Below are 15,422 nucleotides of genomic sequence, written 5' to 3'. Positions count from 1 at the left end.
TGCCTACACCCTAAGTCTTGCACCCCGACCCAGGCAGGTACCGCGACCAAATCACCACACCACATCCTCCACCCCAAAGCACCTGCCACCCCGCCTCAAAGCAGCATACCTCGCCATTTACCCACTTCTGATAATCGCCTCCGACATCCCGTCCCTCGTTTGGAGCGCGCCATGCACAACAACAATAAGCACCTGCCGCCTCGTTTTCTCGCAGCCGCCATCGCCAGCTTCTCTGCCCTGGGCCTGAGCGGCGTCGCCGAGGCCGAGATCATGCTGTACGACAAGGATCAGACCACGTTTTCCACCGATGGCTACATCAACGCCTTCTACGTCAACAGCAAGGTCGACCGTGAAGGCGAGCAGTTCGACCGCCGTCAGTCGCGGGTGAAGATGGGCTTCTTGCCCAACTACCTGGGCTTCAACATGGGTAAACAGGTCGATGACCTGAAGCTCGGCGCACGTGCCTCGTTCTGGGTCACCATCAACGACAGTGAAACCAACGGCACCGACACCGCCATCGACGTACGCCAGTTCTACGGCACCGTGGCCAACCCCGAGTGGGGTGAGGTGCTTATCGGCAAGGACTTCGGGTTGTTCGCCCGCTCCAACATCCTGCTCGATGAACTGCTGGCAGGTTACGGCCAGGTCAGTGACACCCTGGGGCTGGTGGACGGCGGTGGAGTGTCGTTCGGCAACATCGGCAGCGGCTACCCGTACCCGTTCCCCACTTCGCAGATCACCTACCGCACGCCGGTGATCGATGGCCTGCGGGTGGCGGTAGGCATCATGGACCCGGTGGACACCAACGACAGCAGCCCGACCGGCAAGGCCTACCAGGAAAACCCCCGCACCGAGAGCGAGATTACCTACCAGTTCGACCTGGGTGGGGCGCAGATCTACAGCTGGGTCAACGGCAGCTACCAGAGCTCCGACAACACCGACTCGACGGTAGAAACGGTCACTTCCAAGGGTGTGGGTTACGGTGTGCAGGCAAAGATGGGCGGGCTGTCGCTGACCGGCTCGGGGTTCCAGGCCAAAGGCATCAACCCTTTCTTCACCAACAACGCGGGTGAGCCGGTTTTGCGCAACGTCGACAGTGACGGCTACCTGCTGCAGGGTTCGTACAAGGTTGGCAAGAACCGCATTGCACTGTCCTACGGCAAGACCAAGGACGATGGCAACGGTGCGGTGGGCAGTGGCGCGGACTACGAGACCCGTGGCGTGGCGCTGTTCCACGATGTAAACGACAACCTCAAGCTGGTGGCCGAGTACAACCAGTTCTCCATCGACGGGCATGACACCAGTGCGCAGAACGAAGACACCGATACCTTTGCGGTGGGTGCGGTGTTGACCTGGTGAATTGCCGGGGCCGCTGCGCAGCCCTTTCGCGACACAAGGCCGCTCCCACAATGTCCGCGTACACCGTATACATTGGGTTGACGCGATCTATGTGGGAGCGGCCTTGTGTCGCGAAAGGGCTGCGCAGCGGCCCCGGCAGTTACAGGCAACCACATTACTCCCATGGAACCGCCCACCCGCTACCCAAGTAGCATTCGTCCCCTGTACCCACCTTCGTACACTTGCCACTCAGCCACCCCGCGCCGGAGACCACGATGCAACAGGCTCATAACGACGGTGTGGTCAGCGCCATGTCCCAGGCCACCGACGCCCGGCTGGCCGCACAAGACCTGGCCCGGCAGTTGCTGCACCCGCACCTGGGCTTGGTGCTGTTCTTCTGCTCCGCCGAATATAACCTTCAAGCCCTGGGTGAAGCGCTGGAGCAGGACTTTGGCGGCATTCGCCTGGTGGGCTGCACCAGCGCCGGCGAAATCACCCCGCTGGGCTATGGCCGCAATTGCGTCACGGCGGTGGGCTTCGATTACCGGCACTTCTCCATCGCCACCGCGTTGATCGATGAAATGGAACGCTTCAGCCTGATCGACGCGCAGCAGATGGTTGAACGGCTGGTCGGCACCTGCCGCAGCAATACCCTGGCACCCATCAAGGGCCACAGCTTTGCCCTGACCCTGCTCGACGGCCTGTCCAGCCGTGAGGAGATGGTGCTCGCTGCCCTGAGTGCGGCACTGGGAGACATCCCGCACTTTGGTGGTTCGGCCGGCGACGATAACTACCTCACCCGCACCCACGTGTATTACGGCGGCGCTTTTCACAACGGTGCGGCAGTGGTGGTACTGGTCAACACCTGGCTCGACTTTGAAGTGTTCACCACGCACCACATCCTGCCACGCCAGGAAAAGCTGGTGGTAACCGGCGCCGACAGCGCCCTGCGTCGGGTTTACGAACTGAATGCCGAACCCGCCGCAGAGGAGTACGCCCGGCACATCGGCGTGCCCGTTGCTGCGCTGGATCACCGGGTATTCGCCGCTCACCCGCTGGCCGTGCGTATTCACGACCAGTACTACGTACGGGCGATCCAGCAAGTGCATGCGGACCTGAGCCTGAGCTTCTACTGCGCGGTGGAGAACGGCATCGTGCTCACCGCCATGACCCCAGGCCCTCTGCTGCCGAACCTGCACCAGCTGTTTCACGGTCTGCACCAGCGCCTTGGCCCACCGCTGCTGACCATTGGTTGCGACTGCTTTCTGCGGCGCCTGGAACTGGAAGCCCAGCAGGGTCTGGAGCCAATCGGTGCGTTTTTGCGCGAGCAGCGGGTGATTGGTTTCAATACCTACGGAGAACAGTTCAATGGCATGCACATCAACCAGACCTTCACCGGGGTTGCCATTGCCCGCAACCGGCCTCCCGTCGGCCGCTGAACTGCTGGCCGAGGTGAATCGGCTAGAGCACGAAAACCACAAATTGCAGCGAATCAACGGCGCATTGATCGAGCGCATCGAGTCTGGGGCAACACGGGGTAACGACCCCTATGCCGCGTTCCAGCATTCTGTGGTGCTGGCCGAGCAGGTGCGCGAGCGCACCGATGCGCTGAACCAGGCCATGGCCGAGCTCAAGGCTGTCAACCGCCTGCTCAGCGAGGCCCGGCAGCGGGCCGAGACCGCCCATCAGCACCAGATTCGCCTGATTACCGACAATGTCCCTGCGCTGATCGCCTACTTGAATGCCGATCTTGTCTACGAGTTCACCAATAAGGTGTATGAAGAGTGGTACTGCTGGCCGCATGGCGTGATGCTCGGGCAGAGCTTGCGCGAGGCCCACAGCGAGCAGCATTACCTGCGCCTGGAAGCCTATGTGGCACGAGCGCTGGCGGGGGAGAGCGTTACGTTCGAATTTGCCGAAACCAACATCAATGGCCAGGAACGCTACATGCTCCGCTCGTACGTGCCCAACCGCCTGGCGAGCGGCGAGGTAGTGGGCATTTTCGTGTTGATCCGCGACATTACCGAGCGCCGCAATACCGCCCAGGCACTGCACCAGGCCTATCAGCACCTGGAGCAACGGGTGCGTGAACGTACCGCCGAACTGACCAGCCTGAACGACCAGTTGCTGCGTGAAATCGAGGAACGCAGCCAGGCCGAAGCGCGCCTGCGCGAGGCCAAGCGCGAGGCCGAGCAGGCCAACTTGTCGAAAACCAAGTTCCTTGCGGCGGTCAGCCACGACCTGTTGCAGCCGCTGAACGCGGCGCGGCTGTTCACCAGTGCGCTGCTGGAGCGCCCCGAGTCGCAAGGCAGTACCCAGCTGGTACGCAATGTCAGCAACGCGTTGGAAGATGTGGAGAACCTGCTCGGCACGTTGGTGGATATTTCCAAGCTGGATGCCGGGGTGATCAAGGCCGATGTCGCGCCTTTCGCCCTGCGCGAGTTGATGGACAACCTCGCCGCCGAGTACGCCCAGGTAGCGCGCAGCGAGGGCCTTGAATTGCATTTCGTGGGCAGCCGCGCGGTGGTGCGCAGTGACATCCAGCTGCTGGCGCGGATCCTGCGCAATTTGCTCAGCAATGCCATCCGCTACACCCGCAACGGGCGCGTGGTGCTGGGTTGTCGGCGCCAGCGCGGTGGCCTGCGGATCGAAGTGTGGGACAGCGGCATCGGCATTGCCGAAGAGCACCTTGAAGACATGTTCCAGGAGTTCAAGCGCGGGAATGTGCAGCGGCCGGACCAGGATCGCGGGTTGGGCCTGGGGCTGGCGATCGTGGAAAAGATCGCCGGCATCCTCGGCCACAGGGTCCGGGTGCGCTCATGGCTTGGCAAGGGGTCGGTATTTGCTGTCGAGGTGCCGCTGAGCACCCTCACGCCCAAAGCCCAGCCAGGCCCGCTGATTTGCGAGCCGATGCTCGACCGCCTGCGCGGGGCGCGGGTGTGGGTGCTGGATAACGATGCGGCGATCTGCGCCGGCATGCGCACCTTGCTGGAGGGCTGGGGGTGCCGGGTGGTCACGGCGTTGTCGGAAGAAGACCTGGCGCGCCAGGTGGACAACTACCACGCCGAGGCCGACCTGCTGATCGCCGACTACCACCTGGACAACGACTGCAATGGTGTCGACGCCGTGGCGCGGATCAATGCCCGTCGCGCCCGGCCCTTACCGGCACTGATGATCACCGCCAACTACAGCAATGAGCTCAAGCAACAAATCCGCGAGCTGGGCCACACCCTGATGCACAAGCCGGTGCGGCCAATGAAACTCAAGACGGCGATGAGCCATTTGTTGGTAAACAGCCAGGCTTAGCGGTTGGCCTCTTCGCGGGCAAGCCCGCTCCCACAGGTATCGTGCAGCTTTGAAGCCTGTAGAAATCCTGTGGGAGCGGGCTTGCCCGCGAAGAGGCCAGAACAGGCTAACGCCGCAGGTAATCAGCGAAATCGATATCGCCCGCACTCAGGATGGCCTGCACCCGGTTATGCACATTGAGCTTGCGCAAGATCGCCGAGACATGGGCCTTGACCGTGGTTTCAGCAATATCCAGCGTGTAGGCAATCTGTTTGTTCGATTCCCCCTTGGTCATGCGCTCGAGCACCAGCAGCTGCTTGCGGGTCAGGGCCTGAAGCATTTCCGGTGGGAAGTTCGGGGTATCGTTGTGGCGCCGGCTGGTGCTGCTTTTCTGCGCCCGGATGATGTCAGGCGGCAGATAGACATTGCCGTTGAGGATCTGCTCGATCGCTTCGATCATCTGCGAACGAGGCGAGGACTTGGTGATGAAACCCACAGCGCCGTAGGTGATGGCCTGCAGCACGATCTGCTTTTCCTGCTCGGCCGAAACGATCACCACCGGCGTGGTCGGGGCCTCGTTACGCAGGGTGATCAAGCCATTGAGGCCATGCATGCCGGGCATGTTCAGGTCGAGCAGGATCAGGTCAAGGTCATCATGCGCCTGCGTCAATGCCAGGGCGCTGTCCAGGTCGGCAGTTTCCATGACTTCGCTGCCCTGGAAACCATCGCTGATCACGTTGTGGATGGCTTCGCGAAACAGGGGGTGATCGTCGGCAATCAGAATTTTGTACATGGCCTTTTCACCTTGTTTTTATTGGAGGGGGCGGGGCACGCGTTGTGGGTCACGCAATTCACGGAAAGGGCACGGGTTGCGCGGGCTGCAGCGGCAGGTTGGCCTGCTGCCAGGCGTCCAGGCCGTCGCGGTACCAATACACATTCTTGTAGCCCAGGGCTTTTGCGCGTTTTACCGCGTTCCAGCTTAACCAGCAATCGGAACGACAGTAAAACACTAGCGGTTGCTGCGGGTGCCCTGCAGTGGCCTTTTGCAGGTTGCGCACCAGGTATTCCTGCCAGGCCGGGCTCAGGTCGCCATCGCCGGTGTTGGCCAGCCACAGGCTGCCCGGAAGGTTGGCATGGGGTTCATCTTCGATGAACTGGCCTTGCAGCCATTGCCGGCGATAAACGTCGATCAGTACCGGTTTTGAGGGTTGTGCCAGCAGGTGTTGCAGCGTGGCTGTGTCGATGACCTGGCCGCCTTCGACCTGTTGCGGGGTCGGGCTGCGGTAGAGGGTGGTGCGGTAGCCTTCGGCGGAAAACAGCGGGGTGCTGTCGGCCTGGGCGATGCCCAGCGTCAGGCTTAGCGAAAGTGCCGCCAGTATGGGGCGTGGCAGCCAGGGCAGGGCACGTGGCATGGTTTTTTTCCTTTTTGTTATAGGCCCATTACATGCCAGTGGCGGTGCTTTGTGAATGCGACGATAGACAGTAAATGCAGTACCAAAGTAGTAGATCGCCGCAGGCTTCGGGATGCGCTCGCAACCCCCGGAAAGTAGCGCCTGGCCGGTACCAAGGTAGTAATTCACCGTGTGCGACCCGGTTTTACGATGGTGCCAGCGCCTTGAGGAGAACCACCTATGCGTCGCATCAATCTGTCTGCCCTGTGGCGCATCAACCCTTGGATCACCGGCCGCTTTGCCCAGCCGCAAGCACGTCAACTGGCGGAACATTGCAACCGCATGGCCGCGGCGCTGGAGCAGGCGCAGGCCGACAATGCCCAGCTGACCCAGGCCCTGCTGGCGGCACAGGAGCAAGAGCGCACCCGGTTGGCGCAAACCCTCCACGATGACCTGGGGCAGTACCTGGCGGGTATCCGTGCCCAACTCTGCCTGCTGCGCAGGGTGGCCGAGCAACCTGCACTGGTGACGCAAACGGCGCGTGCCCTTGAAACCAGTTGCGAAGGCCTGCAGCTAGGCTTTCGTGCCTTGGTGCACAACCTGTACCCGGTGGCTTCACAGCATATGCCGCTGGCCGACGCCTTCGGCCTGTTGGTGAGCCAGTGGCAAGCCAGCCAGGGCATCGAGTGCCGGCTACGGGTTGGCGGGCATCTGCCAGTGTTGCCCGGGCCGAGCAGGATGCACTTGTATCGCTTGCTGCAGGAAGCGCTGACCAACGTCGCCCGGCATGCCGGCGCCAGCCAGGTGCGGGTGCGCCTGCAACGCAGCGTCAAGGGCCTGCGCCTGTTCATACGTGACAACGGCTGCGGTGCGCAACAACCCCAGCGCCCGGGGGTAGGCCTGCACTCGATGGCCGAACGTGCGCGCAGCCTGGGGGGTGAGCTGCGCATTCTCAGCCGCCCCGGCGCTGGCTGGGCGCTGGCCCTGAATATTCCCCTGGAGGTGTGATGAATATTGTATTGGTCGATGACCATGCCGTGGTCCGCCAAGGCTATGCCAGCCTGTTGCGGGCTGTGTTGCCCACGATGGAAGTACGTGAGGCTGCCAGTGGTGAAGAGGCTTTGGTCCGTGTTCAGGAGCAAGTGCCTAATCTGGTGCTCATGGATTTTGGCCTGCCTGGCATTAGCGGCCTTGAAACCACCCGCCGCCTGCGCCAGCGGCTACCCCAGTTGCGGGTGCTGTTTTTCAGTATGCACGATGAGCTGCCGCTGGTACGCCAGGCGCTGGAAGCGGGGGCGTCGGGCTACCTGACCAAGACTTCGGCGCCCGAGGTGTTGATCGAGGCGGTGCAGCGGGTGTTGGCCGGGCATGCTTATATCGAACAGCCGTTGGCTACCCAGCTGGCTTGCACTTCACAACACAGCGCCAGTGACCCGCGTTTGCAGCGCATGACCCAGCGCGAGCTGGAGATTTTCACCATGCTGGCCAAGGGCACGCCAGCGCGGGTGATTGCCGAGCAGCTGTGCATCAGCGGCAAGACCGTGTCCAATCATCTGACCTTGCTCAAGAGCAAGTTGCAGGTCAGCTCGCATGCCGAGCTGGTGCACCTGGGGATCGACCTGGGCGTGGTGCGGGTGGCGGGGTAAGATTTTTTATCGCCAGAGAGTGGCCCCTGTGGGAGCGGGCGCGTCGATGCGTCGAACCGCCGCGAACACCGGCAAAGCCGGTGCCATAGATCGCGTTGGCTGCTTCGCGGGCATGCCCGCTCCCACAGCTGACCGTGAAGCTGCATCAATTGTCCCAGGTCTCAGGGCACCCCTTGCACCCCTCCATGTTGGCCTCCTGGAAATTCCCGTAATGCTGCCGTGCCCCGCGCAGATCGGCGCGTGCCAAATTGCTCTGGCCAAATTTGGCCTCCTGCAGGTTGGCATCCCCCAGGTCGGCGTCCTGCAGATCCGTCTTGCTCAGCCAGGCCATCTCCAGGTCTGCCGCCCGCAGGTTGGCCTGGTGCATCTTTGCACCTGACAGCCGGGCGAACTGCAAGTAGGCCGCGCCGAGGTCGGCTTTGTCGAACTGCGCGCCTTGGGCGAACATGCCCCAGCCTTGGATGGCGACCAACTTGCTATTACTCAGGTCAGCCAGGCGCAGATTGCTTTGTTGCAAGCTGGCGCGGGTCAGGTTGGCGCCTTGCAGGCGGGCCTTTTCCAGGTTGGCCAGGTCCAGCCGGGCGTGGCGCAGGTCGGCATCACGCAGGTCGGCGCCGGCCAGGTTCATCTTGCGCAGGTCCTGGTTGGCCAGGTTGGCGCCGCGCAGGTTGGCGCCCGGGCACTGGCTGGCTTCGGCGATCACGCAGCCGTTGATGGTCAACGGGGCATCGTTGCCATCGTCGTCGGCACTCACCGCCATGGCAGGGGACAGTACCAACAGCAAGGCAAATGGCAGGTAGTTCATGGCAAAAGGCTCTCGTCGGAATAGGAGACAGGTGCTATGGGGCCGCTTTGCGGCCCATCGCCGGCAAGCCAGCTCCCACAGGGTCTGCACTGTCATTGAGACCTGCGCTGTACCTGTGGGAGCTGGCTTGCCGGCGATGGGCTGCAGCGCAGCCCCAGTGATGATTCACCTCAGGCGGTCAACGTTGCGCGGTCTTGTTGTCCCAGCTCGGGATCTTGAACACCCAGAACGAACCACCCTGGGCCACCGGCTTGGTCAGCTCGGCCATGTCACCGCCCCACAGCGGCACCGCGCCGCCGTAACCCACGGTCACGCCGATGTACTGCTCGCCGTCCTGCTCCCAGGTGATCGGCGGCGAGACGATGCCGCTGCCGGTCTGGAACTTCCACAGCTCCTTGCCCGTCTTGGCGTCGAAGGCCTTGAAGAAACCGTCGCCGGTGCCGGTGAACACCAGGTTGCCCTTGGTCGCCAGCACGCCAGCCCACAGCGGCAGGTGCTCCTTGTGTTCCCACACCAGTTTGCCAGTGGTCGGGTCCATGGCCCGCAGGGTGCCGACATGGTCGTCGTACATGCGCTTGATACGGAAGCCCATGCCCAGGTACGCCGAGCCCTTCTTGTAGTTCACTTCCTCGGTCCAGTATTCCTCTTTCCACTGGTTGCCGGGGATATAGAACAGGCCGGTGTCCTGGCTGTAGGCCATGGGGTTCCAGTTTTTGCCGCCCAGGAACGGCGGCGAGACTTCCACCGGTTTGCCCTTGGTTTCACCCGGCAGCGGCTTGGCCGGGCGCTGGCCGGGGTTTTCGACCGGGCGGCCGGTCTTCAGGTCGATATGGCTGGCCCAGGTGATGTTGTCCACGAACGGGAAGGCGTTCTGCAGCTTGCCGTTGTTGCGGTCGACGACGTAGAAGAAGCCGTTGCGGTCGGCGTGCCCGGTGGCCTTGACCACCTTGCCGTCCTTGCCTTTGTAGTCGAACAGCACCAGCTCGTTGTTGCCAGAGAAGTCCCAGGCATCGTTTGGCGTGTGCTGGTAGAACCACTTGACCTCGCCAGTGCTGGGGTCGACACCGACCTGGCCCGAGGTGTAAAGGCTGTCGTAGTCGTGGGGGTTGCCGTCCTTGGAGGTGCGCGCCCAGGTGTTCCAGGGGCCGGGGTTGCCGGCGCCGACGATGATGGTGTTGGTTTCGGCGTCGAAGCTGGCGCTCTGCCAAGGGGCGCCACCACCGTGGCTCCAGGCTTCGACCTTGCCGGTTTCGGTGGTGGGGTCGTCGGGCCACGACGGCGCTTTCACATCACCGGTCGGGGTGCTGTCCTTACCGTTCAGGCGGCCCATGTGGCCCTCGACGAAGGGCCGCATCCACACTTCTTCACCCGTTTCCGGGTCGCGGGCGAACAGCTGGCCGACCACGCCGAACTCATCGCCGGAACTGCCATGGATCAGCAGCACCTTGCCGCTGGTCTTGTCCTTGATCAGCACCGGGGCGCCGGTCATGGTGTAGCCGGCGCTGTGGTCACCGAACTTCTTGTTCCACACCACCTTGCCGGTGTGCTTGTCCAGGGCAATGAGCCGCGCGTCGAGGGTACCGAAGTAGATCTTGTCGCCGTAGATCGCCGCCCCGCGGTTGACCACGTCGCAGCACGGGCGAATGTTATCGGGCAGGCGATGGTTGTAGGTCCACAGGCGTTTGCCGGTCTTGGCGTCGAGGGCAAACACCCGCGAATACGAGCCGGTGACGTAGACCACGCCGTCGCTGACGATGGCCTGGGACTCCTGGCCGCGCTGCTTTTCGTCGCCGAACGAATACGACCAGGCCGGGGTGAGCTTGAACACGTTCTTGTCATTGACCTGCGCCAAGGGGCTCCAGCGCTGGGCATTGGTGCCCATGCCATATTGCAGCACGTCCTTGGTGGTGAGGTGGTCGTTGGCGATGTCTTCCCAGGTGACATTCTTGGTGGCAGGTGCCGCAGGGGTGGTGGCCGCTGTTGCCACAGTGCCCATGGCCAGGCTACCGGCCATCAGCAGCACGCGCACGCTCAGGGCCAGAGGGGAAAGGGCGGGTAGCGATCTTATTGTCATGGTTGCAGTTCCCAGTGGAGGTTTTGGCCTGCACAGGGTGGGGCGCAGCGGCGGCTGTGGGATACGGAAAAAGTCCCGCCCTTGCCGGGAAAAGTTCCCGGCCGGCACATCATTTGGCCCTTCGCCACAAGCCCTACTACCAACGGACTAAGGCCCGGCCACCAAAGCAGCATTCGGCTGCCTGCGGGGTGTTTCTAAGATGGCGGCACAGCCTCTGTGGTTGAGGCTTTGCGTGCAATGGTGAGGGCATAACAATGACAACAAAACGCAATGTGTTGCTTGCTGCAGGCCTGCTGGCCGGGGCAGTGCTGACCGGTACCGCCTGGGCCCATGGCAACGTGGTACCGCAGGCGGTGGAAACCAAAGGCCTGACCCCCATCAAGGACGCTGGCGTGAGCCTGGACGGCGACGGCTGGGCGGCGGTCAACCCGTATCGCTCCTCCCCAGAGCACGACAAGGCCGTGGAAATCGGCGCCTCTGCCTACAACCAGAACTGCGCTGCCTGCCATGGCCTGGAGGCCAAGTCCGGTGGCATTGCTCCAGACCTGCGCATGCTCGATGCCGGTGACGCCGGGGATGAATGGTTTGTCGAGCGGGTTCGCCACGGCGCCGTTCGCGATGGCCGGGTGTACATGCCGAAGATGGCCGACTACCTCAGCCAGGAAGCTCTGTGGGCGGTACGTACTTATCTGGACAGCGTACACGTCGAGGAGTGACAGCCATGGGGCCAAAGGCCAGCCCTGTGGGCTCGCAAAGGCGTTCAAGATATGAAAGCTTGCGCAATCCCTGTGGGAGCGGGCGCGTCGAGGCGTCGAACCGCCGCGAACACCGGCAAAGCCGGTGCCATCCACCGCGTCGCCTGTTTCGCGGGCATGCCCGCTCCCACAGGGACTGCGCAAGCTTTGAGTTAACGCGGTATCTGTGGGAGCGGCTTTAGCCGCGAAGCAAGCGACGCGATGGATGGCACCGGCTTTGCCGGTGTTCGCGGCTGAAGCCGCTCCCACATGGAGCTGGCAAGCCTGAAAAACATCTGTTGATCCCTCGGAGCGGATCATGAACCTGAGAGCAACGTTCCTGCTGGCCTGCTGGATCCCTTGGGCAGCCCAGGCTGACGCACAAGCCACCGGAACCGACCCGGTACCCTCGGTAATGTGGGACTTCTATCACAAGCAGCTACTAGGCCAGGCGGCGTTCGTCTTCGATGACCGGGTCAAGCTGCTGGCGCCGCCGTTTGCCGAAGATGCCCGCCAGGTGCCGTTGGAAATCGATGCCCGGGCGTTCGCCGGGGAGGTAGTACGCATCATCGCCTGGGCAGAGCTCAACCCGCTGCCGCGCATTGTCGACTTCCAGCCCGGCGAGCGCGTGCTGCCCTGGTTGTCGGTCCGCATCCGCATCGAACAGGCCACGCCGCTGCGCGCTGCTGTGCAGACGCGCGACGGCCTGTGGCATGTCGGCTCAACCCTGATTGACGCCGCCGGTGGTGGCTGCACCGCGCCCAGTGTGGTGCGTACGCAGCCCGGTTGGGAAGAGCACCTGGGTGAAGTACTGGGCGGGCGCTACCCTCGCGGCGATGCCAGCCGCTTGCGCGTGCAGGTCGCCCACCCGATGGACAACGGCCTGGTCAGCGGCATACCCGAGTTTTTTCTCAACCATGCCGAGCTGCAAGACATGAACGGCCAGCGCCTGGCCAGCCTTGAACTGTACCCGGCGGTGAGCGAGAACCCCAACCTTGGCTTCAACATCCAGGGCCCCGGGCCAACCCGGTTGCTGTTGCAGGACAACAGCGGCAACCAGTTCGAGGCGGCGCTGCCCTGAGCGCATTGCCCGACTTACCCCTAAGCAGAGGCGCCTGCATGCGTTGGATACCGTTGTTACTGCTGTGCCTGGGCCTGCCGGCCTGGGCAGACCTGGACTATCGGCTTGCCCCCCGGCAAATCGCGGAGGGTACCTGGTTGCTGGAAGGCAGCACCGACAATTTCGCCAGGGACAACGGCGGCAACATCGTCAATACAGCGTTCATCGTCACTGACAGTGGCGTGGTGGTCATCGACAGCGGGCCCTCGAAACGCTACGGCGAGGCGCTGCGCCAGGCCATTGCAGCCGTTACCGACAAGCCGGTGCTGGAGGTGCTGCTGACCCATCATCACCCGGACCATGTGCTGGGCAACCAGGCCTTTCCCGATGTGCCGATCGGGGCCTTGGCCGGCACTACAGAATTGCTGCGTCAGCAAGGCGATGCCATGGCCGAGAACATGTACCGCCTTGTCGGTGACTGGATGCGTGGTACCGAGGTGGTGCTGCCAACCCGGGTGCTGGAGGCAGGTATCCACGAGGTCGGCGGGCACCGGTTGCGTCTGCTAGCATTGAGCGGCCATACCGGTGCTGACCTGGCGATCCTGGATGAGAACACTGGCGTACTGTTCGCCGGGGACCTGGTGTTCTACGAACGTGCCCTGACCACGCCCAACAGCCCAGGGCTGGATGTGTGGCTCAAGGATCTGGACACCTTGCAGGCACTGCCCTGGAAGCAGGTGGTGGCTGGGCACGGTCCAGTCGCCAGCGATGACCGGCCCTTTGCGCAGATGCGCGACTACCTGGGCTGGCTGGACGGCCTGATGCGCGACGGTGCGGCACGTGGTGATGACATGGCCGAGATGATCCGCAGCCCCATCCCCGAGCGGTTTGCCGGTATCAGCCTGACCCGTTACGAGTTGATTCGCAGTGTCAGCCACTTGTATCCGCGTTATGAGCGTCAGCGCTTGCAGCGCGTTGATAGCGCATCGTCCTCCAGCCCGGCCCTGCCACTTACTACCAAATGACGAGAGCCCCGCTGCCAACGATGCATTCGCCTGGCAGGGGGGGCTTTTTACCATCGCAGCATCGCCTGTCGCTGGACAGGCATCGACCCACAGAGGCCCCGCATGATCTACGCAAAACCCGGAACCCCAGGCGCCGTCGTGTCCTTCAAGCCACGTTACGGCAACTTCATCAACGGCGAGTTCGTGGCGCCGCTGGCTGGCCAGTACTTCACCAACAGCTCGCCGGTCAATGGCCAGCCGATTGCCGAGTTCCCGCGTTCCACTGCCCAGGACATCGACCGGGCACTGGACGCTGCGCATGCTGCCGCCGATGCCTGGGGCAAGACCTCGGTGCAGGACCGCGCGCTGGTGTTGCTGAAGATCGCCGACCGTATCGAGCAGAACCTGGAGGTATTGGCCGTTACCGAAAGCTGGGACAACGGCAAGGCAGTGCGTGAAACGCTCAATGCCGACGTGCCGCTGGCGGCGGACCACTTTCGTTATTTTGCCGGCTGCATCCGTGCCCAGGAGGGCGGCGCGGCCGAGATCAACGAAGGCACCGTGGCCTATCACATCCATGAACCGTTGGGCGTGGTCGGGCAGATCATCCCGTGGAACTTCCCATTGCTGATGGCGGCCTGGAAACTCGCCCCGGCCCTGGCCGCTGGCAACTGCGTGGTACTCAAACCAGCGGAGCAGACGCCACTGTCGATCACCATTCTTGCCGAGTTGATCGCCGACCTGCTGCCAGCGGGTGTGCTGAACATCGTCCAGGGCTTCGGCCGTGAGGCCGGCGAAGCGTTGGCCACCAGCAAGCGCATCGCCAAGATCGCCTTCACCGGCTCCACCCCGGTGGGCTCGCATATCATGAAGTGCGCGGCCGAGAACATCATCCCGTCTACCGTGGAGCTGGGCGGCAAGTCGCCGAACATTTTCTTCGAAGACATCATGCAGGCCGAGCCTGCGTTCATCGAGAAGGCCGCCGAAGGCCTGGTGCTGGCGTTCTTCAACCAGGGTGAGGTCTGCACCTGCCCGTCGCGGGCGCTGATCCAAGAGTCGATCTACGAGCCGTTCATGGCCGAGGTGATGAAAAAGATCGCCAGTATCACTCGCGGTAACCCGCTGGACACCGAGACCATGGTGGGCGCCCAGGCCTCGGAGCAGCAATATGACAAGATCCTTTCCTATCTGCAGGTAGCCCGGGAGGAGGGTGCGCAGCTGCTGACCGGCGGGGCGGCCGAGCGGTTGCAGGGCGACTTGGGCAGCGGTTACTACATTCAGCCGACCCTGCTCAAAGGCAACAACACGATGCGTGTGTTCCAGGAGGAAATCTTCGGGCCGGTGGTGGGCGTCACCACCTTCAAGGACGAGGCCGAAGCCCTGGCGATCGCCAACGACACCGAGTTCGGCCTGGGAGCCGGCGTGTGGACCCGCGATATCAACCGTGCCTATCGCATGGGCCGCGGGATCAAGGCTGGCCGCGTGTGGACCAACTGCTACCACCTGTACCCGGCGCATGCGGCGTTTGGCGGGTACAAGAAGTCGGGGGTAGGGCGTGAGACGCACAAGATGATGCTCGATCACTATCAGCAGACCAAGAACCTGCTGGTGAGCTACGACATCAACCCGCTGGGCTTCTTCTAAACCGCGTCGCGGCCTTCGCGGGCTCGCCCGCTCCCACAGGTTCTGCACATGGTTTGGATGTTGTGCAATCCCTGTGGGAGCGGGCAAGCCCGCGAAGAGGCCGGCACAGGTTACGGCGCACCCCTACCAACGCACCCCGCAATTTCCTTCCAAAGTAGCATTCGGCCCAAACGCCCCCCGTGCATTAATGCATCTACCGGAACCCTCCGGCACAAGAAGAGGACTGCCCATGTGGAATAAACCTGCCTTTACCGACCTGCGCATCGGCTTTGAAGTGACGATGTATTTCGCCAATCGCTGATGCACCGCCCGGCCATCGCCATGGTGGCCGGTCCCCCTGATTACCTGTGGTTGAGCCAGTGCCACCCTTTGGTCTGGTTGCTTTCGCTGCGGGATGCTTTACGCTGGCAGTTACCTCCCAGAACAATAAGAACAGGCTTC

13 protein-coding genes and 1 pseudogene are annotated in these 15,422 nt (G+C 62.9%); 10 read left to right on the top strand and 4 right to left on the bottom strand.

The window, feature by feature from the left end:
• Window positions 1-171: 171 nt before the first annotated feature.
• The 3 genes from ACIQUI_RS05390 (at window position 172) to ACIQUI_RS05380 (ending at window position 4,644) form a co-directional block, all read left to right on the top strand.
• Complete coding sequence (locus ACIQUI_RS05390) at window positions 172-1,359, top strand: porin (RefSeq protein ID WP_403195630.1); 1,188 nt, start codon at window positions 172-174, stop codon at window positions 1,357-1,359.
• Window positions 1,360-1,613: 254 nt separating this feature from the next.
• Window positions 1,614-2,777, top strand: coding sequence for a nitric oxide-sensing protein NosP (gene nosP, locus ACIQUI_RS05385; protein ID WP_403195627.1), 1,164 nt, complete (start codon window positions 1,614-1,616; stop codon window positions 2,775-2,777).
• Window positions 2,707-4,644, top strand: a complete 1,938-nt coding sequence (locus ACIQUI_RS05380; protein WP_403195625.1) for a NahK/ErcS family hybrid sensor histidine kinase/response regulator — start codon at window positions 2,707-2,709, stop codon at window positions 4,642-4,644. Before nosP ends, ACIQUI_RS05380 begins: the two co-directional genes overlap by 71 nt.
• 106 nt (window positions 4,645-4,750) lie before the next feature.
• Here ACIQUI_RS05380 and ACIQUI_RS05375 read toward each other — a convergent pair whose 3' ends face one another.
• On the bottom strand, window positions 4,751-5,416 hold the full coding sequence (locus ACIQUI_RS05375) for a response regulator (protein ID WP_403195623.1): 666 nt from the start codon (window positions 5,414-5,416) through the stop codon (window positions 4,751-4,753).
• A 58-nt stretch (window positions 5,417-5,474) separates the two neighbouring features.
• Complete coding sequence (locus ACIQUI_RS05370) at window positions 5,475-6,035, bottom strand: PQQ-dependent catabolism-associated CXXCW motif protein (protein ID WP_403195621.1); 561 nt, start codon at window positions 6,033-6,035, stop codon at window positions 5,475-5,477.
• A 285-nt stretch (window positions 6,036-6,320) separates the two neighbouring features.
• Between ACIQUI_RS05370 and ACIQUI_RS05365 the strand changes: the two are divergent.
• Window positions 6,321-7,022: pseudogene (locus ACIQUI_RS05365) on the top strand (sensor histidine kinase); the annotation flags it as partial.
• Entirely contained in the window at window positions 7,022-7,660 is a 639-nt protein-coding gene (locus tag ACIQUI_RS05360; RefSeq protein WP_403195619.1) for a response regulator, read from the top strand. The pseudogene ACIQUI_RS05365 and the gene ACIQUI_RS05360, both read left to right, overlap by 1 nt.
• Before the next feature lie 145 nt (window positions 7,661-7,805).
• Here ACIQUI_RS05360 and ACIQUI_RS05355 read toward each other — a convergent pair whose 3' ends face one another.
• Entirely contained in the window at window positions 7,806-8,465 is a 660-nt protein-coding gene (locus tag ACIQUI_RS05355) for a pentapeptide repeat-containing protein (protein ID WP_403195616.1), read from the bottom strand.
• Window positions 8,466-8,643: 178 nt separating this feature from the next.
• Entirely contained in the window at window positions 8,644-10,461 is a 1,818-nt protein-coding gene (gene exaA / locus ACIQUI_RS05350; RefSeq protein ID WP_403195722.1) for a quinoprotein ethanol dehydrogenase, read from the bottom strand.
• Between the two features lie 332 nt (window positions 10,462-10,793).
• Here exaA and pedF point away from each other — a divergent pair, with 332 nt between their 5' ends.
• From pedF to pqqA, 5 genes are all read left to right on the top strand, one after another.
• Window positions 10,794-11,255 (top strand): cytochrome c-550 PedF, encoded by a 462-nt coding sequence (gene pedF / locus ACIQUI_RS05345; RefSeq protein WP_403195614.1) that lies wholly within the window; start codon window positions 10,794-10,796, stop codon window positions 11,253-11,255.
• 337 nt (window positions 11,256-11,592) lie between these two features.
• Window positions 11,593-12,354, top strand: a complete 762-nt coding sequence (locus tag ACIQUI_RS05340; protein ID WP_403195611.1) for a quinoprotein dehydrogenase-associated SoxYZ-like carrier — start codon at window positions 11,593-11,595, stop codon at window positions 12,352-12,354.
• A gap of 38 nt (window positions 12,355-12,392) precedes the next feature.
• On the top strand, window positions 12,393-13,358 hold the full coding sequence (locus ACIQUI_RS05335) for a quinoprotein relay system zinc metallohydrolase 1 (RefSeq protein ID WP_403195609.1): 966 nt from the start codon (window positions 12,393-12,395) through the stop codon (window positions 13,356-13,358).
• A 102-nt stretch (window positions 13,359-13,460) separates the two neighbouring features.
• The gene (locus ACIQUI_RS05330) at window positions 13,461-14,981 is read left to right on the top strand and encodes an aldehyde dehydrogenase family protein (protein WP_403195606.1); all 1,521 of its coding nucleotides are present in this window, start codon (window positions 13,461-13,463) and stop codon (window positions 14,979-14,981) included.
• Window positions 14,982-15,210: 229 nt separating this feature from the next.
• Window positions 15,211-15,282: a pyrroloquinoline quinone precursor peptide PqqA gene (pqqA, locus tag ACIQUI_RS05325; RefSeq protein ID WP_010455123.1), complete on the top strand. Its 72-nt coding sequence runs from the start codon at window positions 15,211-15,213 to the stop codon at window positions 15,280-15,282.
• The last annotated feature ends 140 nt before the right edge of the window (window positions 15,283-15,422 follow it).

The organism is Pseudomonas sp. NPDC090592 (genome assembly GCF_044769185.1).
In the GTDB taxonomy this organism is placed as follows: Bacteria; Pseudomonadota; Gammaproteobacteria; order Pseudomonadales; family Pseudomonadaceae; genus Aquipseudomonas.
Note: the sequence above shows the minus strand (reverse complement) of the source record. Positions and strands in the feature narration are given on the sequence as shown.

Excerpts from the sequence above, each read along its gene's own strand:
- ACIQUI_RS05390 (WP_403195630.1), top strand. The coding sequence starts at position 172 with ATGCACAACAACAATAAGCACCTGCCGCCTCGTTTTCTCGCAGCCGCC.
- nosP (WP_403195627.1), top strand. The coding sequence starts at position 1,614 with ATGCAACAGGCTCATAACGACGGTGTGGTCAGCGCCATGTCCCAGGCC.
- ACIQUI_RS05380 (WP_403195625.1), top strand. The coding sequence starts at position 2,707 with ATGGCATGCACATCAACCAGACCTTCACCGGGGTTGCCATTGCCCGCA.
- ACIQUI_RS05375 (WP_403195623.1), bottom strand. The coding sequence starts at position 5,416 with ATGTACAAAATTCTGATTGCCGACGATCACCCCCTGTTTCGCGAAGCC.
- ACIQUI_RS05370 (WP_403195621.1), bottom strand. The coding sequence starts at position 6,035 with ATGCCACGTGCCCTGCCCTGGCTGCCACGCCCCATACTGGCGGCACTT.
- ACIQUI_RS05360 (WP_403195619.1), top strand. The coding sequence starts at position 7,022 with ATGAATATTGTATTGGTCGATGACCATGCCGTGGTCCGCCAAGGCTAT.
- ACIQUI_RS05355 (WP_403195616.1), bottom strand. The coding sequence starts at position 8,465 with ATGAACTACCTGCCATTTGCCTTGCTGTTGGTACTGTCCCCTGCCATG.
- exaA (WP_403195722.1), bottom strand. The coding sequence starts at position 10,461 with ATGGGCACTGTGGCAACAGCGGCCACCACCCCTGCGGCACCTGCCACC.
- pedF (WP_403195614.1), top strand. The coding sequence starts at position 10,794 with ATGACAACAAAACGCAATGTGTTGCTTGCTGCAGGCCTGCTGGCCGGG.
- ACIQUI_RS05340 (WP_403195611.1), top strand. The coding sequence starts at position 11,593 with ATGAACCTGAGAGCAACGTTCCTGCTGGCCTGCTGGATCCCTTGGGCA.
- ACIQUI_RS05335 (WP_403195609.1), top strand. The coding sequence starts at position 12,393 with ATGCGTTGGATACCGTTGTTACTGCTGTGCCTGGGCCTGCCGGCCTGG.
- ACIQUI_RS05330 (WP_403195606.1), top strand. The coding sequence starts at position 13,461 with ATGATCTACGCAAAACCCGGAACCCCAGGCGCCGTCGTGTCCTTCAAG.